Below are 25,755 nucleotides of genomic sequence, written 5' to 3' on the forward strand. Positions count from 1 at the left end.
GCGAAAATCAGGCGATGACGCCCAGAATGTCGCTTTCCTTCATGATGAGCAGGTCTTCACCGTCGACCTTGACCTCGGTGCCGGACCACTTGCCGAACAGCACGCGGTCACCGGCCTTGACGTCGAGCGGCGTCACCTTGCCGTCTTCCGCCTTGGCGCCCGTGCCCACGGAGACGATCTCGCCTTCCTGCGGCTTTTCCTTGGCGCTGTCGGGAATGATGATGCCACCGGCAGTCTTCTCATCGGCTTCGATGCGGCGAACGAGCACGCGATCGTGCAGCGGACGAAATCCCATTATCCAAGTCCTTTCCATAGCGGCGGGCGCTGTCGCTCTCCGATGGATCGCCCGGCCGGCCCTTGCCGAAGCCTGCGCGCCCCCGGATACCGACTCCGGCACCCCGCCTGTGAAACACTGTGTTAGCACTGTCAGTGAGTGAGTGCTAACGGCCGCCATATGGGTCGGTCGAACCCCACGTCAAGGCGCGGTGCAGCAAAAAACTATTCGTTCTTTTGCCGGCGCGGTGGACCGTTCGGCCTTCTCGGCCGTTGGACGGTATCGCGTCGAAGGCGTCGCGATCCATCGATGACGGTCACTCATCCGCCTCAAGGACCGGCTGAACGCCCCCAAATGATATTGCGAACTAATCGCAAAGAAAAGCCGAAATCTGGCCCGATCGTCATTGAACGGTAAGGAAATTGGGCCTATGGGCGCCTCATCGACCACCGCGCAAAGAAGGAGACGCGCATGGCCCGGAAGAAGATCGCGCTTATTGGTGCCGGCAATATCGGCGGCACGCTTGCTCACCTCGCGGCTCTCAAAGGGCTTGGCGATATCGTCCTGTTCGACGTGGTCGAAGGGATTCCCCAGGGCAAGGCGCTCGATCTTTCGCAGTGCGGTCCGGTCGAAGGCTTCGACGCCAAGATCACCGGCTCCAACGACTATGCGGACATTGCCGGGGCCGACGTCATCATCGTCACCGCCGGCGTCGCCCGCAAGCCGGGCATGAGCCGTGACGACCTGCTCGGCATCAACCTCAAGGTCATGAAGGCCGTCGGCGAGGGCATTCGCGACAATGCGCCCGACGCGTTCGTGATCTGCATCACCAACCCGCTCGACGCGATGGTCTGGGCGCTGCGCGAATTCTCCGGCCTGCCGCACAACAAGGTCGTTGGCATGGCCGGCGTGCTCGATTCGGCCCGGTTCAGCCACTTCATCGCCGAAGAGTTCGAAGTGTCCGCCAAGGACGTCACGACCTTCGTGCTCGGCGGCCATGGCGATACCATGGTGCCGGTCGTGCAATATTCGACCGTCGCCGGCATTCCCGTGCCCGACCTCATCAAGCAGGGCCGCTCCACCAAGGAGCGTATCGATGCCATCGTGCAGCGCACCCGTTCGGGCGGCGGCGAGATCGTCGGCCTGCTCAAGACCGGCTCGGCTTATTATGCGCCCGCGACCAGCGGAATCGCCATGGCGGAAGCCTATCTGGGCGACCAGAAGCGCCTGCTGCCCTGCGCCGCCTATGTCGAGGGCAAGTACGGCGTCGACGGCCTGTATGTCGGCGTACCGGTGATCATCGGCAAGGACGGCGTCGAGCAGATCGTCGAGATCGAGCTGGATGACGAAGCGAAGGGCAACCTCCAGGTCAGCGTCGATGCGGTCAAGGAACTGCTGGTGGCGTGCAAGGGCATCGATCCGAGCCTGGCCTAAGCGATGACGCGCATCGCTTGCTCTTCCTGTTCCCCGGCGAAGGCCGGGGCCCAGCAGCGGCGGTGATGCAATGACCTGCGCCGGCTATGTTTACATCATGGCAGGTCGGCGGAACGGGACGATTTATACCGGTGTGACGAGTGATCTGGTGAGACGCGTCACTCAGCATCGGACAGGAGAGATCAAGGGCTTCACCGCCAAATATGGCTGCAAGCTGCTGGTTTGGTACGAAGCCCATGACGATCTTCAGAACGCGCGACAGCGCGAACTGCGGATCATTGAAGAAGTAAACCCGGACTGGAACGATCTGTTCGAGTCCATCTGTCAGAACTGGACCCCGGCCTTCGCCGGGGAACAAGGAAGCGAAGCGAGCCCATGAGCATCCTCGTCGACAAGAACACCAAGGTCATCACGCAGGGCATGACCGGCGCGACCGGCACGTTCCACACCGAACAGGCGCTGGCCTATGGCACGCAGATGGTCGGTGGCGTGACGCCGGGCAAGGGCGGCACCAGCCACATCGGCCTGCCGGTGTTCGACACGGTGGAAGAAGCCGTGGCCAAGACCGGCGCCACCGCGAGCGTCATCTACGTGCCGCCGCCATTCGCCGCCGATTCGATCCTGGAAGCGATCGATGCGGAAGTGCCGCTGATCGTCACGATCACGGAAGGCATTCCGGTGCTCGACATGGTGCGCGTGAAGCGTGCGCTCTCGGGTAGCAAGTCGCGCCTCATCGGCCCGAACTGCCCCGGCGTGCTGACGCCTGACGAGTGCAAGATCGGCATCATGCCCGGCTCCATCTTTCGCAAGGGCAGCGTCGGCGTGGTCTCGCGCTCGGGCACGCTGACCTATGAGGCAGTGTTCCAGACCTCCAATGCCGGCCTTGGCCAGACGACCGCCGTCGGCATTGGCGGCGATCCGGTCAACGGCACCAATTTCATCGACGTGCTGGAGCTGTTCCTCGCCGACGAGGCGACGCAGAGCATCATCATGATCGGCGAAATCGGCGGCGATGCCGAGGAGCAGGCCGCGCAGTTCCTGATCGACGAGGCCAAGCGTGGCCGCAAGAAGCCGATGGCCGGCTTCATCGCGGGCCGTACGGCGCCTCCGGGCCGTCGCATGGGCCATGCCGGTGCGATCGTCTCCGGCGGCAAGGGCGATGCGGAAAGCAAGATCGCGGCGATGGAAGCAGCGGGCATCAAGGTTGCGGCCAGCCCTTCGGAGCTGGGCACGACGCTGCTTGAGGTGCTCAAGGCGTAGGTGGTTAACAGCCGCTTCACCCGGGACGGCTTAACAGGCCGGTCCGGGATGGCGGCACAGGCGTCTTCCGCCCGGCGGAGAGAGGCAAGGATCGAACCGATGGGTTACGAGAATCAGGAATTCAGCGGCGCGCAAGAGGCCGAACAAGGGCCGAGCTGGGCGCGCAAGGGCTGGCCGCTCGACAGCACGGACGATCTGACCGCCGCGCTCGACCCCACGCAGATGCAGGTGGCGATCAAGGCCGCCGCCGCCAAGAGCGGCGCGCCCGCCTCGCAGGCCGATGTCGCCAAGGCAGCCGCCGATTCGATCCGCGCGATGATGCTCATCCGCACCTATCGGGTGCGCGGCCATCTGGCGGCCAATCTCGATCCTCTCGGCCTGAGCCAGCGCGACCTTCCGGCCGACCTGACGCCGGAATATCATGGCTTCTCCGGCGCGGAGCAGGACCGCAAGGTCTATGTCGGCGGCGCGCTCGGTCTTGAGTGGACGACGATCCGCGAGCTGGTGGACATTCTGCGCGCCAATTACTGCGGCAATGTCGGCCTCGAATATATGCACATCTCCGATGTGGAGGAGCGCCGGTTCCTGCAGGACCGCATGGAAGGCAAGGACAAGGAAATCATCTTCACGCCCGAGGGCAAGAAGGCGATCCTCGCCAAGGTCATCCAGGCCGAGCAATATGAGAAGTTCCTGGGCCGCAAATATGTCGGCACCAAGCGCTTCGGCCTCGATGGCGGCGAGTCCATGATTCCGGCGCTCGAAGCCGTGATCAAATATGGCGGCCAGTTGGGCGTCCGCGAGATCGTGTACGGCATGGCCCATCGTGGCCGCCTCAATGTGCTGGCCAATGTGATGGCCAAGGGCTTCCGCGTGATCTTCCACGAGTTCTCGGGCGGCACCGCCAATCCCGAGGATGTCGGCGGCTCCGGCGACGTGAAATACCATCTCGGCACATCGACCGACCGTGATTTCGACGGCATCAATGTCCACATGTCGCTGGTGCCCAACCCCTCGCACCTGGAGACGGTCGACCCGATCGTGCTCGGCAAGGTGCGCGCGCAGCAGCTGTTCCGCGACGATATCGGCCCCGGCAAGCACAAGCAGGTGCTGCCCGTGCTCATCCATGGCGATGCGGCCTTCGCCGGCCAGGGCATTGTGTGGGAGTGCTTCGGCTTCTCCGGCGTGCGCGGCTACAATACCGGCGGCTGCATCCACTTCGTCGTCAACAACCAGATCGGCTTCACCACCAGCCCGCAATTCTCGCGCGGCTCGCCCTATCCGAGCGACGTCGCCAAGGGCGTGCAGGCGCCGATCATCCATGTGAATGGCGATGATCCCGAGGCGGTGACCTTCGCCTGCAAGCTGGCGATCGAATATCGCCAGACCTTCCATCGCGACATCGTGATCGACATGTGGTGCTACCGCCGCTTCGGCCACAATGAGGGCGACGAGCCGAGCTTCACCCAGCCGCTCATGTATGCGCGCATCAAGCAGCATCCGCCGGTGAGCGAGGTCTACGCCTCGCGCCTGCGCGAAGAGGGCGTGGTGGACGATTCGTTCCTGTCCGCGCAGGTCGAGGGCTTCGTCGATCATCTCGAGGAAGAATTTGAATCGGCCAAGACCTACAAGGCCAATCATGCCGACTGGTTTGCCGGTCGCTGGTCGGGCCTGCATCAGCCCGCCGACATCGAAACCGCGCGCAAGAATGTCGAAACTGCGGTGTCCCCCAAGCTGTTCGAGAGCCTGGGCCGCACGTTGACGACGGTGCCCGAGGGCGTGAACGTCCACCGCACCTTGCGGCGCGTGCTCGATGCCAAGGCGGAGATGTTCAAGACCGGCGAGAATTTCGACTGGGCAACGGGCGAGGCACTGGCCTTCGGCTCGCTGCTGTCGGAAGGCTATGGCGTGCGCCTGTCGGGTCAGGATTCGGGCCGCGGCACGTTCAGCCAGCGTCACGCCGTCTGGGTCGATCAGGACAGCGAGAAGAAGTACATCCCGCTTTCCACCGTGCCGCACGGCCACTTCGAGGTCTATGACAGCCCGCTCTCCGAATATGGCGTGCTGGGTTTTGAATATGGCTATGCCATGGCGGACCCCAAGAGCCTGGTGCTGTGGGAAGCGCAGTTCGGCGATTTCGCCAATGGCGCGCAGATCATCATCGATCAATATATCGCCTCGTCCGAGTCCAAGTGGCTGCGGGCCAACGGCCTCGTGCTGCTGCTGCCGCATGGTTATGAAGGGCAAGGGCCGGAGCACAGCTCCGCACGGCTCGAGCGCTTCCTGCAGCTCTGTGCGGAAGGCAATATCCAGATCGCCAACTGCACCACGCCGGCCAACTATTTCCACATCCTGCGCCGGCAGATGCTGCGCCCGTTCCGCAAGCCACTGATCATCTTCACGCCCAAGTCGCTGCTGCGGCACAAGCTGGCGGTGAGCAAGGCCGAGGATTTCCAGGGCGATCGCCACTTCATGCGCATCCTCTCCGACCCCACACCGGCGGCGGACGAGCAGACGCGCCGGCTGGTGCTGTGTTCCGGCAAGGTCGCCTACGACCTCATGGAAGCGCGCGATGCCGCCGGCGACAAGGACGTGCAGATCGTCCGCATCGAGCAGCTCTATCCCTTCCCGACCGAGGCGCTCGCCACGCGCCTCAAGCGCATGACCGCGCTGGAGGAAGTGGTGTGGTGTCAGGAGGAGCCGCGCAACAATGGTGCGTGGTTCTTCGTGGAGCCCTATATCGAGGAGGCGCTCGATCAGGCCGGCAAGGCGCCGATGCGCGCCCGCTACGCAGGTCGCAAGGCTTCGGCCTCGCCTGCCACCGGCCTTGCCCGCCGTCACCAGGCCGAGCAGGGTGCGCTCATCGCGGACGCGCTCGGTCACAATGTGCGCACCGAGATCAAGCGCCAGAAGAAAGCATAGTCCGCGCAGGCCGCGCCGGGCAGGAGGAAAGACATGGCCACTGAAGTGAAAGTGCCGACTCTGGGTGAATCCGTCACGGAAGCGACGGTGGGCCAGTGGCTGAAGAAGCCCGGCGACGCGGTGAAGGCCGATGAGCCGATCGCCAGCCTGGAGACCGACAAGGTTGCGGTGGAAGTCCCCGCGCCGGTTGCCGGCGTGCTGGGCGAGCTGCTGGTGAAGGAAGGCGACACCGTGAATGTCGGTGCCGTCATCGCCACCGTGCAGGAAGGCGCGGCTGCGGCCAGCAAGCCCGCACCGGCCAAGGCGGAAGCCGCTGCGCCGGCCCCGGCCAAGACCGAGGCAGCGCCTGCACCCACACCCACACCCGCGCCCGCGCAGGCCGCGCATGAAGGCGACAGCACGCTTGGCGCCATCACCCTCTCGCCTGCCGTGCGCCGGCTGGTGCTCGAGCATGGCCTCGACCCCAGCAAGATCAAGGGCACGGGCAAGGACGGGCGCCTGACCAAGGACGACGTGATGGCCGCCATCGCCGATGGCAGCGCCGTCGCGAGCGAGTCCGCCGTGGCCGCCGCCGCGCCGGCACCGGCGACCGGCAGCGCCGGCCCGTCGCGCCATCAGGAGCGCGTGAAGATGACGCGCCTGCGCCAGACTGTCGCGCGGCGCCTCAAGGAAGCGCAGAACAACGCCGCCATTCTGACCACGTTCAACGATGTGGACATGAGCGCCGTCATCGCGGCGCGCGCCAAGTACAAGGATCTGTTCGAGAAGAAGCACGGCGTGCGCCTGGGCTTCATGGGCTTCTTCGTGAAGGCCGCATGCATGGCGCTCAAGGACATCCCCGGCGTCAATGCGCAGATCGAGGGCGACGAGATCGTCTACAATGATTTCTGCGACATCTCGGTCGCGGTGTCGGCGCCCAATGGCCTCGTGGTGCCGGTCATCCGCAATGCCGAGACGATGAGCATCGCCGAGATCGAGAAGACCATCGCCGATTTCGGCAAGCGCGCCAAGGAAGGCACGCTGTCGATGGCGGACATGGCCGGCGGCACCTTCACCATCTCCAACGGCGGCGTGTTCGGCTCGCTCATGTCGACGCCGATCATCAACCCGCCCCAGTCCGGCGTGCTCGGCCTGCACCGCATCGAGGAGCGCGCCGTGGTGGTCGACGGCCAGATCGTCGCGCGCCCGATGATGTATCTGGCGCTGAGCTACGATCACCGCATGGTCGATGGCCGCGAGGCCGTGACCTTCCTCGTCGCCCTCAAAAACGCCATCGAGGACCCGACCCGCCTGCTGATCGATTTGTGAGGTTTAGTGCTCCTGCGAAAGCAGGAGCCCAGGGCGGAGACGCGCGACGAAGCCGGGATATGTCTATATCATGGCCAGCGGGCCGAACGGGACGATCTATACGGGTGTGACGAGCGACCTGGCTGGACGGACCTATCAGCACCGCAACGCCCTGATCGACGGGTTCACGAAAGAGCATCGCTGCACACACCTTGTCTGGTTCGAGCAGCATGACGATCTTCAGGAAGCGCGGGCGCGCGAACTGCGGATCAAGAAATGGAAACGACGCTGGAAGATTGAGTTGATCGAACAGGATAATCCGCAATGGCAGGATCTGTTCGACCGTTGGTTCTGAGCCGCCCTGGGCTCCTGCGTTCGCAGGAGCACTGGAAGGAGATATGAGTAATGGCAGACCAGTTCGACTATGACGTTCTCGTAATCGGCGCCGGGCCGGGCGGTTATGTGGCGGCGATCCGCGCCGCGCAGCTTGGGCTGAAGACCGCCTGCGCGGAAAGCCGGGAGACGCTGGGCGGCACCTGCCTCAATGTCGGCTGCATTCCCTCCAAGACGCTGCTGCACGCCTCGCACCTGTTCCATGAGGCCAAGGATGGCGTGCTGGCCAAGCACGGCATCAAGCTCGGCTCGGTATCGCTCGATCTGCCGGCGATGCTGGCGGACAAGGATGCGGCGGTGAAGGGCCTCACCGGCGGCATCGAGTTCCTGTTCAAGAAGAACAAGGTTGAATGGCTCAAGGGGCTCGCCAACTTCAAGGACGCGCACAGCGTCGAGGTGGCCGGCAAGACGGTGACCGCCAAGAACATCGTCATTGCCACCGGCTCCAGCGTAACGCCGCTGCCCGGTGTCGAGATCGACAATGACAAGGGCGTGGTGGTCGATTCCACCGGCGCGCTGGCGCTCAAGAAGGTGCCGGATCATCTGGTGGTGATCGGCGGCGGCGTCATCGGCCTCGAACTGGGTTCGGTCTGGGGTCGCCTGGGCGCCAAGGTCACCGTGATCGAATATCTCGACCAGATCCTGCCCGGCATGGACGGCGAGGTGCGCAAGGAAGCCGCCAAGCTGTTCGCCAAGCAGGGTTTCGAGATCCGCACCGGCACCAAGGTGACCGGCGTTGCCGTCAAGGGCGGCAAGGCCAGCGTGACGGTCGAGCCGGCTGCTGGTGGCACCGCCGAGACGATCGAGGCCGATACGGTGCTGGTCGCCATCGGCCGCCGCCCGAACACGCAGGGCCTCGGCCTCGACAAGATCGGGCTGGAGCTGAACCAGCGCGGCCAGATCGAGACCGGTCCCGATTTCTCCACCAAGGTCGATGGCGTGTGGGCCGTTGGCGACGTGATTCCCGGCCCCATGCTCGCGCACAAGGCCGAGGATGAAGGCATTGCCGTCGCCGAGAACATCGCCGGCATGACCGGCATCGTCAATCATGACGTCATCCCCAGCGTCGTCTATACCAGCCCGGAGATCGCCGGTGTCGGCCTCACCGAGGAAGCCGCCCGCGAGAAGGGCGAGGTCAAGGTCGGCAAGTTCCCGATGATGGCGAACAGCCGCGCCAAGGCGATCAGCGCCACCGACGGCTTCGTGAAGGTGATCGCCGATGCCGAGACCGACCGGGTGCTGGGCGTGTGGATCGTCGCCGATCCCGCCGGCACGATGATCGCCCAGGCCGCGCAGGCCATGGAGTTCGGCGCGACGTCAGAGGACATCGCCTACACCTGCCACGCCCATCCGACGCACAATGAGTCGGTGAAGGAAGCCGCGATGGCAGTGCTCGGCAAGCCCATCCACATGTGACTTGGCGCCCTGACCGGCCTGTCCGGTCAGGAGCTTCCCCTTTGCCCGCGTGTAAGCTTGTTCGCCAGCGAAGCTGAATGCTGGCGGAAGATTCGCGCACGTCTGGCGCCGCGCTGACGAGTCTTCCGCGGCTGAACCAGCCCCCCTACTGCATCCCCGATGGCAGGATCGACGGCGATTCCCGTTGCGGCTGGGGCTGCGCGGGCGGTGCCTGACGCTGCTGCTGCGGCGGGCGTTGCTGGCCTGGCTGGGCGGGTGCCGGGCGCGCCGGGCGTTCATCGCGGCCGAGCACTTCGTCGATCCAGCGCTGGTCGATCCGGCGCGGCGCTTCGGTGCCGCTGGTGTCGCCCGGTGTCGCGCCTTCGGCACCGCTGCTCTGGCCCTCGGCGGGCGGCAGGGGCAGGCCATTCTCGTCCACCATCATGCCATTGTCGGGCGAACCATAGGCCTCTTCGTCCGGTTCGAGCTGCCATTCGGGCAGCACCACCTCGGTCTCGAAATTCTCGACCGGGCGATTGGCCACGGCGGTGCGCATATAGGCCGCGAAGGCCCGTGCGGGCGCGCGCCCGCCGGCCAGGCCGCCCACGGTGCGATTATCATCGCGGCCCATCCACACGCCGGTGGTGAGGCCGCTGGAGAAGCCGACGAACCAGCCATCCTTGTTGCTGGTGGTCGTGCCGGTCTTGCCCGCAACCGGCCGGCCGATCTGCGCGGCGCGGCCCGTGCCGGTGTTCACCGCCGTCTGCATCAGGTCAGTCATCCCCGCCGCAACCCAGGGCGCCACCAGCACGCGGCTGGTATCGTCCTCATGCTCATACAGCGTGGTGCCATCGGCCGTGGTCACCTTGAGGATGCCATAGGGCCGCACCGCCACGCCCTTGCGGGCAACGGAGGCAAAGGCCTGCGTCATGTCGATGAGGTGGACCTCGGACGTGCCGAGCACCATCGAGGGGTGCGTGTTGATCGTCGTGGAAATGCCGAACCGCCGCGCCATGTCGGCGACGGTCGAGAAGCCCACTTCCATGCCCAGCTTGGCGGCAATGGTGTTGATCGAATAGGCAAAGGCGGTGCGCACGTCGATCTCGCCGACATTGCGGCGATTGTCGTTGCGCGGCGACCAGCCGTTGATCGTCACCGGGCTGTCCACCACCCGCGTCTCGGGCGTGTAACCGGCTTCCAGCGCCGAGAGATAGACGAACAGCTTGAAGGCCGAGCCCGGCTGCCGCTGGGCAACGGTCGCGCGGTTATAGTTGGAGCTGACATAATCCAGCCCGCCAACCAGCGCCCGCACCGCGCCATCGCGGTCGAGGCTGACCAGCGCACCCTGCGCGCCGCCCGGCACATGGCCCTTGAGCGCCGCCACGGCGGCCCGCTGCATCCGGGGATCGAGCGTGGTGTAGACGTCGAGCGGCTGCTCGCGCTCGTCGATCAGCGTATCGAGCTGCGGCAGCACCCAGTCGGTGAAGTAGCGCACGCTGTCCTGCGCCTTCTCGGGCACCAGCCGCACGCTATCGAGATCGGCGGCGGCCCGCTCGGCGCTGGTAAGGTCGCCATTGGCCGCCATCACGTCCAGCACCACACGGGCGCGGCCGGCGGCAGCATCGGCATCGGCCGTGGGCGAATAATGCGAGGGCGCCTTCACCAGCCCGGCGATGATCGCCGCTTCCTCGAGGCTGAGCGTCGTCGCGGGGTGATTGAAGAACTTGCGGCTCGCGGCATCCACGCCATAGGCGCCACCGCCGAAATAGACCTTGTTGAGGTACAGCTCCAGAATCTGGGACTTGCTGAACTTGCGCTCCATCGCCAGCGCCAGGATCATCTCGCGCAGCTTTCGGCCGGCGGAATAGCTGTTGTTGAGGAAGATGTTGCGCGCCAGCTGCTGGGTGATGGTCGACGCGCCCTGCAACCGCCGCCCCTCGCCACGGCGGACATAGCCCACCCAGGCCGCACGGGCGACGCCGATCGGATCGACACCGGGGTGCATGTAGAAGCGCTTGTCTTCCACCGAGACCAAAGCGCGGGTCATCACCTCGGGAATCTGTGAATGGTTGAGCCAGCGCCCATAGCTCGGGCCGAGCGAGACGAGCACGGAGCCATCCGCGGCATGGACGCGGATCATCTGCCCATTGGGCGAGCTTTTGAGCGAGTCGAAGCTCGGCAGTGACTGCATCGCGATGACGACCGCAATCACCAGCGCGATCAGTCCGCCGATGGCGAGTGCGATGCCGACCTTGATCAGCCGGATGGTCCAGAGCCTGATCGAGCTCCCCGATTTTGCCTTGGCCATGCCTTGCCTTGTATCGCTCCGAACCGCTGCGTGCTGCAACTGTGCAGGACGCTACAAGCGTCCAGCGCCTTTACAAGCGCTGAATAGGATATCAATCGTCCTGTGCGGTGCCCTGCGGCTCGAAGTCCAGCGCGACGCTGTTCATGCAGTAGCGCAGGCCTTCCGGCCCCGGCCCATCAGGGAAGACATGGCCCAGATGCCCGTCGCAGCGCGCACAGCGCACCTCGACCCGGCGCATGCCGTGGCTCGTGTCGGTATATTCGCTGACCGCCTCATCTTCCAGCGGAGCGGTGAAGCTCGGCCAGCCTGAGCCGCTGTCATATTTATGGCCGCTGTCGAACAGCGGCAGGCCGCAACCGGCGCAATGATAGATGCCGGCATCCTTGAGCTTGTCATAGGCACCCGCAAAGGCGCGCTCGGTGCCATGCTCGCGCAGCACATGATATTGCTCGGGGGTCAGGCGCTCGCGCCACTCGGCATCGCTGAGGTTCATCTTATCCATGCACGGAATATCGGGTGCCTGCCCGGGCGCGTCAATGGCACCGGGTTTGAGGGCAGAAACGCTTTCGTCAGCCCTTCTTTCGTCATCCCGGACTTGATCCGGGATCCCGCTGCCTTGAAGATCGCTGGCCCAGACAGATTAAGAAACCGGAAGCGCGGAATGCCGCCATTTGCAGGCCGTCAGCGCTGAATGTCGATTGGCCCTAGCGCCCGCGTGCGCCGAGCCGTGCGACGTTGATCAACTCCTGCGCCAGCACCGTCTCGCCGATCTGGTGCGAGAGGCGGCTGGTTCGCTCGGCCTCGGCCAACCGGTGAATGGCCTTGTCGAGCGCCTCGGCACTCCAGCGGCGCGCCACCTCCTCGTCGCCGCGCCCGCCAAAGCGCGGCGCCTGTCCGCCCTGCGCCTGCGCAAAGCCGATGGCGCGTTGCAGGGTGAGGCGGGCAAGCCCCGCCAGCGAGCCGCCACTCTGGCGCAACCGGGCCATCTCATGCTCGGTGGCGCGGACATTGCCGGAGAGCACGACCATCGCCGCCTTGAAGAGCTGCTGGTCGCCCCCCTCCGCGCCCAGCGCATCCAGCGCCTCGGGCGTCGCGGCCTTGGGCTCCTCGGGCGAGGCATCCAGATACAGCGCCAGCTTCTCGATCTCGCCGGCCAGCAGCCCCCGCTCGGCGCCGGTCAGCGCCACCAGCCGACGGGCGAGATCGCCCGGCAGTTCCAGGCCGAGTTCGCGCGCCATGCTGACCGCCAGCGCATCGGCATTGCGGCCCTCCGGCGCATAGCTGACAATGGCCATCACCGCCTTGTCGCCTTCGCACAGCTTGAGCAGCTTGCTCGTCTTGCGCAGATTGCCCGCGATCATCACGACCGGATTACCAGTCGCGGGCGCCTGCAGCAGAGCTTCGACCGCCGGCACGACTTCCTCGCCCGCCGGCTGCACGCGCACCCAGCGCTTGTCGCCGAACATGGAGATGGCGGCGGCTTCATCCGGCAGGCGCGCCGGGTCGCTGCGCAGCGTCGCCCCATCCAGGTCGATCCGTTCGGCACCCGCCCCCATGGCCTTGCCCACGCGGGCGCTGAGCGCTTCGCTGCCGGCTTCATCCGGCCCGTACAGCAGATAGAGGCGGATGTTCGGCGCGGGGTCGTCCAGCGCCTTGAGCGCGGCCTGATTGTCCGCCCGCAGGCTCATTCGCGCGCGGCGAGCGCCACGCTGGCCAGCACGCGGTCGGCGACGATCTCGGTCAGTCGCTCCAGCGCGCTATCCTCGGCCGCAACCGTGGCATATTCGCTGGAGGCGACATCGATGCCGGCGTCCCAGCTTGAGGTCTCGTCCAGCACGGTCTTGCCATCCTGCGTGTCGACCAACTGGTATCGCGCGCGCAGGGTGCGGCGTTCGCGTGTCACCGTGTCATCGGCGCGCACGCCCAGACCCTCGATGCGATCATCGAGCTGCACCTTGAGCAGATAGCGCGGGGCGGCATCGCCCATGGCGGCCAGCCGGTCGTTGAGCGCATTGCGCATCAGCCAGCCGCTCTTGCCGGGGATCGGCTCCACCTGCACGCTCGCCAGCGCCTGCGCCGCAGCCCCGCTGCGCCCGCCGGCATACATGGGCTTCAATCCGCAGGCCGAGAGGCTGGCGGCAAGGGCGAGGCCCAGAATGAGGCGGGGGAAAGCGCTGGTCATCAGACGACCAGATTGACCAGACGATCCGGAACCACAATCACTTTCTTCGGCGCCCGGCCTTCAAGCTGCCGCGCGACATTGGGCGCGGCGAGCGCAAGGCTCTCCAGCGTGGCCTTGTCCGTGCCCTTGGCGACGGTGATCGTATCGCGCAGCTTACCCATCACCTGAATGGCGATGGTCACTTCGTCATCGACCAGCAAGGCCGGATCGACAGACGGCCACATGGCGTCGGCGATCAGGCCCTCATGGCCCATCTCGGCCCAGGCTTCCTCGGCGATGTGGGGCGTCATCGGCGCCACAAGCAGCGTCAGCGCGCGAATCGCCTCGGCGCGGGTGGCGGACGGCGCCGCCTTCTCGATTGCATTGGCCAGCTCGTAGATCTTGGCGACGCCCTTGTTGAAGGCCAGTGCCTCGATATCCCTGGCGACGCCGTCGACCGTCTGGTGCAGCTTGCGCTTGAGCGCCTTTTCCTCGCTGCCGTCGCCGGTTTCGCCGACCTGCCCGAAGATGCGCCACAAGCGATTGACGAAGCGCCATGAGCCCTCGATGCCGGCCTCGCTCCACGGCAGGTCGCGCTCAGGCGGCGAGTCCGAGAGCATGAACCAGCGCACCGCATCCGCGCCATAGCGCTCGATGATCTCGTCCGGGTCCACGACATTCTTCTTGGACTTGGACATCTTGATGACGCGGCCGATCTCGACCGGCGCGCCATCGGCCAGCAGCGTCGCGCCCTCGGCGGTGCGCGTCACTTCGCTGGGCGCGTAGTAGAGCGGCGGCAGGCCTTCGCCCTGCTTGCGGGCATAGGTCTCATGCGTGACCATGCCCTGCGTGAACAGGCTCTCGAACGGCTCGGCAACGCTGATCTTGCCGATATGGGCCAGCGCGCGCGTCCAGAAGCGGGCATAGAGCAGATGCAGGATCGCATGCTCGATACCGCCGATATACTGGCCGACCGGCAGCCAGCTCTCGGCCTCGGCGCGGTCGAACGGCTGGTCATCGGGCTGGCTGGCGAAGCGAATGAAGTACCAGCTCGAATCCACGAAGGTATCGAGCGTGTCGGTCTCGCGCACCGCAGCCTTGCCGCATTTGGGGCAATCGACATGCTTCCACGTCGGGTGCCGGTCGAGCGGATTGCCGGGGACGTCGAAGCTCACATCCTCGGGCAGCACCACCGGCAGCTGCGTCTTGGGGACGGGCACCACGCCGCAATCCGAGCAATGGATGAACGGGATCGGCGTGCCCCAGTAGCGCTGGCGCGAAACGCCCCAGTCGCGCAGGCGCCACACCGTCGTGCCCTTGCCCCAGCCCTCGGCCTCGGCGCGGCGGATGACTTCGGCCTTGGCCTCTTCCACCGCCATGCCGTCGAGGAAGCGCGAGTTCACGAGGCGACCGGGGCCGGTATAGGCCTCGTCGTGGATCGGCGCCTGCTCCTCGCCCTGCGGCGCGACGACGCGCTCCACCGGCAGCATATATTTGCGCGCGAAGTCGAGGTCGCGCTGGTCATGCGCCGGGCAGCCGAAGACGGCGCCCGTGCCATAATCCATCAGCACGAAATTGGCGACGAACAGCGGCAGCTTCCAGTCCGGATCGAGCGGATGGACAACGCTCAGGCCCGTGTCGAAGCCCTTCTTCTCCTGCGTCTCCAGGTCAGCCGCGGCGGTGCCCGACCGGCGGCATTCCTCGGCGAACGCGGCCAGATCGGCGTTGTCCTGAGCGAGCGCCAGCGCAATCGGATGATCGGCGGCAATCGCCGCGAAGCTCGCGCCGAACAGCGTGTCCGGCCGGGTGGAGAAGACCTCCAGCTCTTCAATAAGCCCCTCCCCTTCAGGGGAGGGGTTGGGGTGGGGCTGGGTGCTCGCGCCGGGGCGCTCCGCGAGCGATGCTGACGCATCGCCCCCACCCCCGGCCCCTCCCCTGAAGGGGAGGGGTTGGGATAATCTGAACCGGAACTGCATGCCCTGCGACTTGCCGATCCAGTTCTCCTGCATCAGGCGAACCTTCTCGGGCCACTTGTCCAGCGTGCCCAGGCCGGCGAGCAGGTCGTCTGCGAAGTCGGTGATGCGCAGGAACCATTGGTTGAGCTTGCGCTTCTCGACCAGCGCGCCCGAGCGCCAGCCGCGGCCGTCGATCACCTGCTCATTGGCGAGCACGGTCATGTCGACCGGGTCCCAGTTCACCGCGCTTTCCTTGCGGTAGACGAGGCCGGCCTCATACAGGTCGATGAACAGCGCCTGCTCCTGGCCGTAATAATCCGGCTCGCAGGTCGCCAGCTCGCGGCTCCAGTCGAGCGCGAAGCCGAGGCGCTTCAATTGCGCCTTCATCGAGGCGATATTGTCGCGCGTCCAGCTGCCCGGATGAATCTTCTTTTCCATCGCGGCATTTTCGGCGGGCATGCCGAAGGCATCCCAGCCCATCGGGTGCAGCACGTCATGGCCCTGCATCCGGCGGAAGCGGGCCAGCACGTCACCCATGGAATAGTTGCGCACATGGCCGATGTGGATGCGCCCGGAGGGGTAGGGGAACATCTCCAGCACATAGCTTCTCGGCGCGCCCTGGCGGGTGCCGGCCTTGAAGCTCTCCCTGTCGTCCCACACGGCCTGCCAGCGGGCGTCAGCCTGCGCAGGGTTGAAGCGTCTGTCGCTCACTCTCGCCTCGTTCATCAATAGGGCCGGTCCGGCCCCGTGACGGGCGCCGAGGCCGGGCTTTGTCAGCCGCTGATCGCGCGGCGCCGCAGGTCGCGGGCACGCGTCAGGATGATTTCTTCAAGCTTCTGGGTCGTCGCCGCCTGCACCGGGGCGTCGATCCACTGGCCGTTCTGCAGCATCTGGCGGCTGGCCGCCACGCGCAGGGCATCGGCGCGCAGATCCTGGTCGAGGATCGTCACCGTCAGCTTCATGCGCTCGTTCGTCGCGGCGGGATTGATGTACCAGTCGGTCAGGATCACGCCGCCGTTGGAATCGGTCTGGAGCAGGGGCATGAAGGACAGCGTCTCGAGGCTGGCGCGCCAGAGATAGCCGTTGATGCCGATGCTGGTCACGCGCGAGGCGGCCAGATCGGCCTTGGGGCGATCCTTCCCGCCGCCGCAGCCTGCCAGCAGCCCGCAGGAAAGCGCCAGCAGCAGGCCGCCCTTCAAAGTCTTGTGTCCGCTCAGAACCATGCGTTGCCTATCCCGTGATGTCCGGTGGTGACCGGGCTCCCTGTCGATCAGCCTCTATAGTGAGGCAGGGCGGCGGCACAAGTGGCGGATTGCGCGGGCTCTGCCGCTCGCGCCGCTGCCGGCATCGGCCCGGCGCAATTTCAGTTGCGGTGGGTTGATTTTTGCAACCGTGTTGAACAATGGTCGTTTCACGAAGGGATTATAAGGGGATAACCGGCTCGCCGGTGGCCACTGTGGAGAATCGGTCACGCTTTCCAGCGAATCGTCTCTGCTTCTGGTCCGCGCTATCCCCTCATGATATAAGAACACAGACCGGCCCTCAAAATGGAGTCGGCGCAGGGAGCGAACGGTGACGGTGAAGACGGGAAAGATCGCGTTGGTGGGGGCTTTGACAGCCGCCCTGTCGCTCGCCCTCACCCCGGCGCTTTCCGCTGTTCTCGGCGCAGAATCGAAGGGCCTGGATCAAAGCGGCGTGTCGCTGAAGATGCTGGGCAGCATCGGTTCGTTTACGCCGGTCACCCATGATGAGAAGCTGGCCAAGGCCTATGCCCAGGCCGCGCGCGAATCGCAGAGCAAGGGCTTCCGCTTCACGCCGACCAGCGGTTCGGCGGCCGGCAATCGCTCGCTGACCATTCTCGTCCGCACGCCCAACGCCATGGCCTCCGCGCTGGATGGCCGGTCCGAGCGGGTTCTGCCCAATCTCGGCGTCGCGCCTGTCGCATACCGGCTGGGCGTGACCAAGGGTCTCGCGCGGTTCACGCCGGGCACCCGCATCGAATCCTCAAGGCTCGACCCGATCATCGAGAAGTCGATCAGCGAGCCGGTCGCCAGCTTCACGCTGCGCCCGAAGCAGGATCGCTTCTCGGCGAATGTCCAGCTTGAGCACCGCGAAGTCGCGGCTGCCTCGCCAGCGGAAGATACGCCGGCCACGCTCGGCGCCGAGCCCAGCTACGCCGTCGATCTCTCGAGCAGCTACTCGCTGACCCGCAACCTGAACCTGAAGGCTGGCGTGCGCTATGCCGGGCCGAACAACCGGCTCGCGCCGACCGTCACGGATCAGGCGCAGGACAGCCAGGCCGTCTACGTCGGAACCACCTTCAAGTTCTAAGCCCGCCTGTGCGCTGACCTCTTGTTTGCGAACGCGATGAGTCGCGCCCGCAAGTGCTGTGGTTCTTCCGTCTCGATGATTGACACAGCGGCGCCCCACAAGGCAGCACCGCGGTGCGGGCCGCCGAACGGCGCCGCAACGGGGAGAGGGACTATGCAAACAAATCAGATCGCCCATCATCGTCGCGATCACGCCGGGAAAAGCCGGCTCGGACGCACGACGGGCATCGCCGCGATGGCCATAGGCCTGCTTCTCTCGGCCGTCCCCGCGCGGGCGGACTGGATCACCAGCTGGTCCGCCGCGCCGGTCCGCGCCCGCACGGATCTTGGCCCACTGATGGCGCCGAGAAGCTATAATAATCAGACGCTGGTGCAGACGCTTCGCATCGCAGCCGGCGGCACGGCACTGCGGCTGCGCTTGACCAATGCCTATGGCGAAAAGCCGCTGGAGATCGGCGGGGTGCGCATCGCCCTGCTCGATCCGCAAGGCGCCGAAGTGCCGGGCTCGGCCCGGATGCTGCGCTTCGGCGGCGCGGCGACAGCCCGCATCCCGGCGCGCGCGCCATTGCTGAGCGACACGGTCGATATGCCGGTGCCGGACCTCGCCCGCCTCTCCGTGCAAATCTATGTGCCGGGCGACACCGGCCCCTGCACCTGCCATGAAAGCGGGCTGGATACGCTGCGCGTCTCGCCACCCGGCAATTATCTCGGCAAACCCTTCGAGCCGGTGCAGCAAGGCCCGCACCGCCCCTTCCTCGCCGCCGTGGAGGTCGATGCGCAGGACGGTGCCGGGACGATTGCCATGCTGGCCGATTCGATCACCGACGGCATTGGCTCCACGCCCGGCGCGAACCGGCGCTGGCCGGACTTCCTCGCCGCCCGTCTGCTGGCGGCGAATCCCGGCAAGTGGGGCATCGCCAATCAGGGCATCAGCGGCAACCGCGTGCTCAGCGATGGCTTTGGCGATAGCGCGCTGGCCCGGCTGGACCGTGACATCCTCGCCCTGCCCGGCATCCGCTATCTGATCGTGTTCGAGGGCGTGAACGATCTTGGCATCGCCTTTGGCGCCGAGCGCATGGCCCAGCAGGCCGGCCGGCCCAATGTCCTCGCCGATGGCACCAAGGTGACGCTCGAGACGATGCTGGCGGGCTATCGCCAGATCGCCGAGCGCGCACGCGCGCGCGGCATCACCGCGGTCGGTGCGACGATCGCCCCCTATAAAGGCGCGACCTATTGGACGCCGGAAGCCGAGGCCGTGCGGCAAGGCATCAACGCCGCCATCCGCTCCGGCGCGATCTTCGATGCCTGGCTGGATTTCGACGCCGCCTTTGCGGACCCCGCCAATCCCCAGCAGATGCGGCCCGGCTATCATATGGGCGACTTCCTGCACGGCACCGACGCGGGTTATGAGGCGCTGGCCGCGTCCATCGATCTCTCGCTGTTCAAATAGCGCCACCGCGCGGGCCACGTCGGGGCGTCAACCCGTCGATAGCGGCATAGCCCATAGCCCCAAGGCGCCGCACCAGGGCGGCATGGCGCGGGTGGACCCCGCCAAGGGCGATCACCGGCAGGGTCGCAAGCCGCGCGAGCGCCGCAAAGCGGGCAGGGCCGAGTGGTCGCGCGCCGGGGTGCGAACGCGTGCGAAACAGCGGGGACAGCAGGACGACATCCGCACCGGCGCGCTGCGCGTCCCGCATTTCCTTATGGCTGTGCGCCGGCGCGCTATGCAGCCAGCGCGGGTTGCGCGGTCCGGCCGTCGGGCCATGATGGCCATCTGCCCCCCAGTGCATGGCCGTCCTCGCATCGCCGGCGAGCAGGATGCGGCAATGGCGCTTGCGCGCTGCCCGCCGCACCTGATTGAACAAGGCCCGCCGTGCGATGGGGTCGAGGCGATAATGGCGCAAGATGACGGCCGACTGTCGCGGCAGCCGTGCGACCGCGCGCACCAGATCGTCCGTCGCCACGCGCTCGTCGCTCATCAGCCACACGGTCGGGAGCGGAGTGCGCGATTTGCCTTGGCCTGCGTGCATCGCGCCTTTTATAGCGGCGCCGATGAATGGGCAAAATAATCAGATGAGCGCCGAAGGCACGGCCGAGAGCCGGTTGGCACATGTGCGGGATGCGATCAGCAGGGTCGAGCGCGTCGCGGGTCGTCCTGCGGGGTCGGTGACGCTGATCGCCGTCAGCAAGACGCATCCGGCTGAGGCGGTGCGCCCGCTCATCGAGGCCGGGCAGTGCGTGTTCGGCGAAAACCGCGTGCAGGAAGCGCAGGCCAAATGGCCGGCGCTGCGCGAGGCTTATCCCGATATCCGCCTCCACCTCGTCGGCCAGCTTCAGTCCAACAAGGCGGAGGACGCCGTCGCGCTGTTCGATGCCATTCATGGCGTCGACCGCGCCTCGCTGATCGCGGCGCTGGCCAAGGCCATGGACAAGGCGGGCCGCCGGCCGGACTGCTTCCTGCAGGTCAATATCGGCGAGGAAGAGCAAAAGGGCGGCTGCGCCATCGCCGATGTACCGGCCCTGCTGGCACAGGCGCGCGCGGCGGACCTGCCGGTCGTCGGGCTCATGTGCGTGCCCCCCGCTGAGGTCGAGGCCGCGCCCTATTTCGCCCTGCTCGACAAGCTGGCCCGCGATCATGAATTGCCGGGCCGCTCCATGGGCATGTCCGGCGATTATGAGACGGCTGTGATGCTCGGCGCCACCCATGTGCGGGTGGGCACCGCATTGTTCGGCACCCGCGACGCCATCTGACGTCAGCCCGGCTTGCGCTGCGCCTTCACCGCGCCGGCCCACCATTCCAGCTCGTCCGCAAAGCCGGCAAAGCTGCGCACCAGCGCCGCGCCACCCGCGCCGCTTGGTTCGCCGGCCGCATCGAGACTGTCCGTGATCCCGCCGACTGCCACGCTGGCGGGAATCACGGCGATCCCCAGCGTCGTCAGCGTCGGGTGCCAGGCGTAGCTGGAGCGCGCACCGGCCATCCGCCCCGCCGAATAGCTCACGATGCCGGCCGGGCGCCGCCGCCATTCCTGATAATAATGGTCGATGAGGTTCTTGAGGCCCGGCTGCAGACCTGAATTATACTCGCCGGTGACGAACACGAAGCCGTCCGCAGCGCTGATCTTTTCGGCGAGCGCGGTCATCTCCGCCGGGGCGGTGCCGGGCGCATAATCGGAGAGGCGCTTGTCCAGCATCGGCAGGCCGACCGCGCGCGCATCGATCAGTTCCACCTTATGGCCCCGTTCGGACAGCGCGCGCACGCAATAGTCGGCGAGCCTGATGCCGGCGCGCGCCTCCCGATAGGATCCATAGAAGACGAGAAGCGAAAGGCTCATATTGTCAGGCTCCGTGGCAATGTCGGCGCGAGCCTAGCAGCCTGTCCCATCCTGCGCGACGGGCGAAACGCCGTATCAGCAGAGGGGGCAGCAGAGATGGAAAGCCAAGCGATCTGCGCTAAGGGAGGCGCATGACACCGCAGGATCTACCCGTCCCCGTCGATGCCCTGCTCTCCGCCATGGGGCTGGTCGGTATCTTCGTCTTTGCGGCCTCGGGCGCGCTGGCTGCGGCGCGGCTGGGCCAGACCCTCGTCACCTTCGCCTTCTTTGCCATCGCCACCGGCGTGGGCGGCGGCACGGTGCGCGATCTGCTGATCGGCGCGCCGGTCTTCTGGATTCACGATGTGCGCCCGGCGCTCATCTGCCTCGGTGCATCGCTGGTGGTGTGGATGACCCCCGAGCGCTGGTGGAGCGAGCGCGCGCTCGACTGGCTGGACGCCGTGGGGCTGGTTGCCTTCGCCGTGTTCGGCACCGCCAAGGCCATGAGCCTGGACATCCCGCCCTTCATCAGCGCCCTGATGGGCATCATCACGGCCTGCGTCGGCGGCATCATCCGCGATCTGCTCGCAGGCCAGCCCTCCATCGTGCTGCGTCCGGAAATCTATGTGACGGCCGCCGCTTTGTCGGCAGGCCTCTATGCCCTGCTCGCCAGCATCGGCATGGCCGCCCCTTGGGCCGCCGTGCTGGCCGTAATCGCCGGCTTCATCCTGCGCGCCGTTGCCATCGTGCGCGGCCTTGCGCTCCCGCATTATCGCACCGGCAACAGCCCGGATCAGGCGGGTGGCCCCTCGGGATAATGCGGCAGATCATCGGCCGATGTCAGCCAGCTCAGCGCGCTTGACGTCCAGATATGCTCGGTGGGTGGATAGCGCTCGGGTTCATCCAGGCTGCCAATGGCAAGGCCGATCACATGGCCGAGGCGCGCTCCGAGAACAATGTGGTGCCGCACGCGGTGCAGAAGCCGCGTCGCAACGCCGCCGAGCTGTGATGCCATCCCACCGGGCCTTCGATACGGACGGCATCGAGCGGCACCAGCACCCGTGCATAGAGCGGCGCGCCCGTCGCCTTTTGGCAGAGCCGGCAATGGCAGGCGCGAATGTTGATCGGCGCCGCATCGGTCGCATAGCGGCAGGCACCGCACAGGCAACCGCCGGTGATCGCGGCCGCCATTCTCAGAGCGGCCGCTGGGCAGCGCCAAGGAGGATGCCGAGCCAGCCTGCCTGCTCGCCCGACGTCATGGCGCTGGCGGGCGTAAAGGCGCGGCACTCCAGGCAGTCCGCGCGGATGGACGGCCCCTCGACCAGCCCCTTGAGATCACGCATGATGCGCACGGCAATCTGGCGCTGCTGCCGCGCCGCATAGCTCAGCAGATCGCGCGGCGCGGTGATGGCGGGCGCTCTGGCCTCCCCGCTCATGAACATGCCGAGAAACTGCGCTAGCGAATCCGGCTCGGGGTCGAAATAGCGCGCGCTTGCAGCGTCGCCGCTCAGCTTGGCGCGCCGGGCCGCCTCCGCAACGGCATCCTCGACCCCGCCGAAGCGGTCGACGAGCTTGAGCTGATGCGCCATGCCGCCGGCCCACACCCGGCCCTGCGCGATCTCGTCGACGCGCTGCGGCGTCATCTTGCGGTTGCTGGCAACCAGACCGATGAACTTGCCGTAGATATCCTCCACGCTCGCTTGCGCCAGCGCGTTGAACTCCGGGCTCACCCCACCGATCACGTCCGGCTCGCCGGAGAGCGGCGTCGCCTTCACGCCATCGCTGGTGATGCCGACCTTGGCCAACGCATCCTCGAAGCTCGGCAATATGCCGAACACGCCGATCGAGCCGGTGATCGTCGCCGGCTCGGCAAAGATCATGTCGCTGGCCGTGCTGACCCAATAGCCGCCGCTGGCCGCGACATTGCCCATCGAGACGACGATCGGCAGGCCCTTGGCCCGCGCCTGCGCCAGCGCGAGGCGAATTTCCTCCGCCGCCGCCGCCGATCCGCCGGGCGAATCGACGCGCAGCACCAGTGCCTTCACCGAATCCTCGGCCACCGCGTCGTTGATCAGGCTGGCGACGCTGGTCCCCCCGGCTTGGCCGGGCGCCGCTTCGCCATCCACGATTTCTCCGGCGACGGTGACGACGCCGACCTGCCCGCCGCTGCCTTCCTTGTGCTTGCGCAAATAGCCCTCGAACGGGATGGCGGCATAATCGCCCGGCCGCGGGTCGCTCGCTTCCCCGACGATTTCGGCGACATGATTGCCGAACGTGACCGGATCGCCGAGCTTGTCGACCAGGCCCGCCGCCTGCGCCGCCTTGGCGGTATCGCCGCCATTGGCGCGCAGCAGCGCCAGCGGATCGGCCAGATAATCGCGCACCCGCGCCGCCGGACGCGCCTTGCCCACATGTTCCAGCCAGTCGGACCAGATTGCCGTCACCAGCGCCTCATTGGCGGCGCGCGCCTCGGGCGACTGTTCTGCCTGCGTATAGGGCTCCACCGCGCTCTTGAAGCTGCCGACGCGGTAGACATGCGCCTTCACCCCCAGCCGGTCGATCAGGCCCTTGAAGTAGAGATTGCTCCCGCCCGGCCCGGTCACCCCGACCATGCCGAGTGGATCGAGCCACACCTCGCTGGCATGGGCGGCCAGCATATAGCTGGCATCATCATAATAAGAGGCGCGGGTGAGCACCGGCTTGCCCGCGGCGCGCACCTTGTCCAGCGCCTCGCCCACGCGCTGCATCGCGACCTGACCGCCGCCGCCAAAGCCATCCAGATCGAGCACCACGGCCTTGATCGCGCTGTCGCCCGCCGCTGCCTCGATGGCGCGCACCACGTCGCGCAGCCGATACTCGCCCGACCCGCCGGTGCCCGCGACCATCGCATATTGATCGATCGGCCGGGGCTGCTCCACGATCGGCCTGTCCAGCGCAAGATAGAGCGCGCCGCTTGCCGGAAAGCTCTCTTCCATCCGCGCGGCCTTGAGGCCGGCATAGAGCAGCGCGAAGAAGAGGATGAGGAAGAGTAGGACCAGCGCGTCCTTCACCCCCATCATGATTTTCCAGGCAGTTTTCACAAGACTCAGCACGTTGGCGGCTCCTTTGCCGCTTCGCTAGCGCATCTTCCTGCCCGATGCACGTTCCCGTCAGATGCAGCACCTCTGGCGAGCACGCTCACAGGGCGCTCACGGAACAAGGGGTTGTTCTTTGCGGCTTGCGGGAATGTGGATATGCAACAGCCGGGTGGGGGGACGATATGTCAAGTTTTGCTGCATGGATTGGGGATCGGACCTATCGACAGGCGGGCCTTCTGGCCTTTCTAGTTTCTCTCGCGGCCGTGGTCCGACTGTTCTGGATAGAGCATCCGGTTCTTTGGCAAGATGAGATCTTCACCTGGCTCTATACCCGCGAAACTTACGCCCACCACTTCTCGCTTCATCGCACCACGGATGTACATCCGCCGACCTTTACCGTCCTGCTCAAGGCCTGGATATCCGTATTCGGTGACAGCCGCACTGCGATGCGCGCGCTACCGGCGTTCATCGGTGCTCTTTCTGTGCCTGCACTCTTCCTGATTGCGCGGAACTGGCTCGGCCTGCCGGTAGCGATCCTCGCCGGACTGTTTTTCGTTTTTCACCCGCTGAATGTTCATTACACTCGGGAAATCCGCTTTTACGGCGTCATCGCCTTCGCAATGCTGTGGGCGACCTACTTCTATCTCGAGTTGCTCCGACAGCGCGACATGCCGAGGAAGAGACAGTGGCGATGCGCCATTGGCTTTACACTCTTCCTCGCCCTTACATTTTACCTCCAATATGTCTCGCTGCTCTTCATGGTCCTCTTTGGCGCAGCAACGCTTCTGCTGCTGCTTTACGATCGCGACTGGCGACTGTTTTGGCTGCTGAGTGCCTGCATCGCCGTCGCGGCCTTGCTGTGCATTCCACAGTCGGTCCATTTTCTGGGCTACGCGATGACGGAAGGTGCGGTCCGCAACAGCTGGATCGCACCCACGGACGTGAAGGTTTTCTACGAACAGACGATGACGGCCATCGCCTTTCCGGCGCTCGCCAAGATCGTTGTTGTAAGTCTGTATGTCTTCGGGGCCCTGCAACTGTGGAAGCAATCCCCGCGGCTGTTCATCGTCATGATGACCTTTCTGGTGCTGGGGCCACTTCTCTTCGCCTTTGTCGGCGTCTTCAAGCCTATCTACCTCGCACGATCGTTCATGGGCGCTCTTGTGACGTTGCCGATTTTGCTCGCTTTTTCCGTGATGAGCCTGCCGCGCAGCTTGCGCCCGCTCGTGCTTCTCCTCCTCGCGATCGCTCATATCTGGGCGCTTCTGCCTGACTACCCTGCACAGCGCCTGCCCAACCCCGGAGAGGCGATTGCCGCTAAGGCTTCAGGCTGGCGCGGCGCGACCGTCTATTATGATGAGCAGCTCACGCGCGAGCTCGCCGCTTACCGACTCCCTGCCTCGACTTGGCATGTGCTTAGCCGGAGAAGCCCGGAGGCAGATGAAGTCGCAATTGCCAGTCAGCTTAGGCGGTGTGCCGATGCCATCAACAAGTGTCCGCCAACGATTCTGGTTTTTGAACAGCGCCCGCCGTTCGATTCCGATTTGGGCGAGGCTTGGAGCGCCATGGTTACCCGGTTAGCGCGAATTAGCCCGGTCCGGGACGACCGGACCGAGGCTTACCACCGCTTCGTTAGGTTCGAATGATCTGC

23 protein-coding genes are annotated in these 25,755 nt (G+C 65.9%); 12 read left to right on the forward strand and 11 right to left on the reverse strand.

Annotated features, from left to right (window positions below; all coding sequences use genetic code 11):
* Window positions 1-7: 7 nt before the first annotated feature.
* Window positions 8-295 carry a co-chaperone GroES gene (gene groES, locus M2335_RS00695; protein ID WP_181560932.1) on the reverse strand — a complete coding sequence of 96 codons (288 nt, stop codon included), beginning with the start codon at window positions 293-295 and terminating at the stop codon, window positions 8-10.
* 450 nt (window positions 296-745) lie between these two features.
* On the opposite strand from groES, the gene mdh reads away from it, so the two are divergent.
* From mdh to lpdA, 7 genes are all read left to right on the forward strand, one after another.
* The gene (gene mdh / locus M2335_RS00700; RefSeq protein ID WP_181560933.1) at window positions 746-1,708 is read left to right on the forward strand and encodes a malate dehydrogenase; all 963 of its coding nucleotides are present in this window, start codon (window positions 746-748) and stop codon (window positions 1,706-1,708) included.
* A 70-nt stretch (window positions 1,709-1,778) separates the two neighbouring features.
* Window positions 1,779-2,087, forward strand: a complete 309-nt coding sequence (locus M2335_RS00705; protein WP_264588248.1) for a GIY-YIG nuclease family protein — start codon at window positions 1,779-1,781, stop codon at window positions 2,085-2,087.
* Window positions 2,084-2,968, forward strand: a complete 885-nt coding sequence (sucD, locus tag M2335_RS00710; RefSeq protein WP_264593472.1) for a succinate--CoA ligase subunit alpha — start codon at window positions 2,084-2,086, stop codon at window positions 2,966-2,968. Before M2335_RS00705 ends, sucD begins: the two co-directional genes overlap by 4 nt.
* Before the next feature lie 99 nt (window positions 2,969-3,067).
* Window positions 3,068-5,887: a 2-oxoglutarate dehydrogenase E1 component gene (locus M2335_RS00715; RefSeq protein ID WP_264576918.1), complete on the forward strand. Its 2,820-nt coding sequence runs from the start codon at window positions 3,068-3,070 to the stop codon at window positions 5,885-5,887.
* 33 nt (window positions 5,888-5,920) lie between these two features.
* The gene (gene odhB, locus M2335_RS00720; protein ID WP_264593473.1) at window positions 5,921-7,195 is read left to right on the forward strand and encodes a 2-oxoglutarate dehydrogenase complex dihydrolipoyllysine-residue succinyltransferase; all 1,275 of its coding nucleotides are present in this window, start codon (window positions 5,921-5,923) and stop codon (window positions 7,193-7,195) included.
* Window positions 7,196-7,262: 67 nt separating this feature from the next.
* Window positions 7,263-7,529, forward strand: coding sequence for a GIY-YIG nuclease family protein (locus M2335_RS00725; protein WP_264595327.1), 267 nt, complete (start codon window positions 7,263-7,265; stop codon window positions 7,527-7,529).
* Between the two features lie 50 nt (window positions 7,530-7,579).
* Window positions 7,580-8,983, forward strand: coding sequence for a dihydrolipoyl dehydrogenase (lpdA, locus tag M2335_RS00730; RefSeq protein ID WP_264593474.1), 1,404 nt, complete (start codon window positions 7,580-7,582; stop codon window positions 8,981-8,983).
* A 145-nt stretch (window positions 8,984-9,128) separates the two neighbouring features.
* Here the strand turns inward: lpdA and M2335_RS00735 are convergent, their stop codons facing one another.
* The 6 genes from M2335_RS00735 to M2335_RS00760 form a co-directional block, all read right to left on the reverse strand.
* Window positions 9,129-11,270, reverse strand: a complete 2,142-nt coding sequence (locus M2335_RS00735) for a transglycosylase domain-containing protein (RefSeq protein WP_264593475.1) — start codon at window positions 11,268-11,270, stop codon at window positions 9,129-9,131.
* Between the two features lie 91 nt (window positions 11,271-11,361).
* Window positions 11,362-11,772 (reverse strand): peptide-methionine (R)-S-oxide reductase MsrB, encoded by a 411-nt coding sequence (gene msrB / locus M2335_RS00740; RefSeq protein ID WP_264572327.1) that lies wholly within the window; start codon window positions 11,770-11,772, stop codon window positions 11,362-11,364.
* A gap of 202 nt (window positions 11,773-11,974) precedes the next feature.
* Window positions 11,975-12,958 carry a DNA polymerase III subunit delta gene (locus tag M2335_RS00745; RefSeq protein ID WP_181560942.1) on the reverse strand — a complete coding sequence of 328 codons (984 nt, stop codon included), beginning with the start codon at window positions 12,956-12,958 and terminating at the stop codon, window positions 11,975-11,977.
* Window positions 12,955-13,452 carry an LPS assembly lipoprotein LptE gene (lptE, locus tag M2335_RS00750; RefSeq protein ID WP_264593476.1) on the reverse strand — a complete coding sequence of 166 codons (498 nt, stop codon included), beginning with the start codon at window positions 13,450-13,452 and terminating at the stop codon, window positions 12,955-12,957. The genes M2335_RS00745 and lptE overlap by 4 nt, the downstream gene beginning before the upstream one ends.
* Complete coding sequence (gene leuS, locus M2335_RS00755; RefSeq protein ID WP_264593477.1) at window positions 13,452-16,097, reverse strand: leucine--tRNA ligase; 2,646 nt, start codon at window positions 16,095-16,097, stop codon at window positions 13,452-13,454. The genes lptE and leuS overlap by 1 nt, the downstream gene beginning before the upstream one ends.
* Window positions 16,098-16,159: 62 nt before the next feature.
* Complete coding sequence (locus M2335_RS00760) at window positions 16,160-16,609, reverse strand: DUF3576 domain-containing protein (protein ID WP_264574095.1); 450 nt, start codon at window positions 16,607-16,609, stop codon at window positions 16,160-16,162.
* Window positions 16,610-16,958: 349 nt separating this feature from the next.
* Here M2335_RS00760 and M2335_RS00765 point away from each other — a divergent pair, with 349 nt between their 5' ends.
* The gene (locus M2335_RS00765; RefSeq protein WP_264593478.1) at window positions 16,959-17,717 is read left to right on the forward strand and encodes a hypothetical protein; all 759 of its coding nucleotides are present in this window, start codon (window positions 16,959-16,961) and stop codon (window positions 17,715-17,717) included.
* 153 nt (window positions 17,718-17,870) lie between these two features.
* A complete protein-coding gene (locus M2335_RS00770; RefSeq protein WP_264593479.1) occupies window positions 17,871-19,166 on the forward strand; it encodes an SGNH/GDSL hydrolase family protein in 1,296 nt (431 codons plus the stop codon).
* On the opposite strand, the gene M2335_RS00775 is transcribed toward M2335_RS00770, so the two are convergent.
* Window positions 19,159-19,746, reverse strand: a complete 588-nt coding sequence (locus M2335_RS00775) for a thiamine phosphate synthase (protein WP_264593480.1) — start codon at window positions 19,744-19,746, stop codon at window positions 19,159-19,161. The two genes, M2335_RS00770 and M2335_RS00775, sit on opposite strands and share 8 nt — an antisense overlap.
* A gap of 43 nt (window positions 19,747-19,789) precedes the next feature.
* Between M2335_RS00775 and M2335_RS00780 the strand changes: the two genes are divergently transcribed.
* The gene (locus tag M2335_RS00780; protein ID WP_264593481.1) at window positions 19,790-20,467 is read left to right on the forward strand and encodes a YggS family pyridoxal phosphate-dependent enzyme; all 678 of its coding nucleotides are present in this window, start codon (window positions 19,790-19,792) and stop codon (window positions 20,465-20,467) included.
* Between the two features lie 2 nt (window positions 20,468-20,469).
* Here M2335_RS00780 and M2335_RS00785 read toward each other — a convergent pair whose 3' ends face one another.
* Window positions 20,470-21,048 carry an NADPH-dependent FMN reductase gene (locus tag M2335_RS00785; RefSeq protein WP_264593482.1) on the reverse strand — a complete coding sequence of 193 codons (579 nt, stop codon included), beginning with the start codon at window positions 21,046-21,048 and terminating at the stop codon, window positions 20,470-20,472.
* Window positions 21,049-21,179: 131 nt separating this feature from the next.
* Here M2335_RS00785 and M2335_RS00790 point away from each other — a divergent pair, with 131 nt between their 5' ends.
* Window positions 21,180-21,845, forward strand: coding sequence for a trimeric intracellular cation channel family protein (locus M2335_RS00790; RefSeq protein WP_264593483.1), 666 nt, complete (start codon window positions 21,180-21,182; stop codon window positions 21,843-21,845).
* 109 nt (window positions 21,846-21,954) lie between these two features.
* On the opposite strand, the gene M2335_RS00795 is transcribed toward M2335_RS00790, so the two are convergent.
* On the reverse strand, window positions 21,955-22,218 hold the full coding sequence (locus tag M2335_RS00795) for a GFA family protein (RefSeq protein ID WP_264593484.1): 264 nt from the start codon (window positions 22,216-22,218) through the stop codon (window positions 21,955-21,957).
* A gap of 2 nt (window positions 22,219-22,220) precedes the next feature.
* A complete protein-coding gene (gene sppA / locus M2335_RS00800; protein ID WP_413716129.1) occupies window positions 22,221-24,116 on the reverse strand; it encodes a signal peptide peptidase SppA in 1,896 nt (631 codons plus the stop codon).
* A 170-nt stretch (window positions 24,117-24,286) separates the two neighbouring features.
* On the opposite strand from sppA, the gene M2335_RS00805 reads away from it, so the two are divergent.
* Window positions 24,287-25,750 carry a glycosyltransferase family 39 protein gene (locus tag M2335_RS00805; RefSeq protein WP_264593486.1) on the forward strand — a complete coding sequence of 488 codons (1,464 nt, stop codon included), beginning with the start codon at window positions 24,287-24,289 and terminating at the stop codon, window positions 25,748-25,750.
* Window positions 25,751-25,755 lie beyond the last annotated feature (5 nt).

This window comes from Sphingobium sp. B12D2B, from assembly GCF_025961775.1.
Classification (GTDB): Bacteria; Pseudomonadota; Alphaproteobacteria; order Sphingomonadales; family Sphingomonadaceae; genus Sphingobium.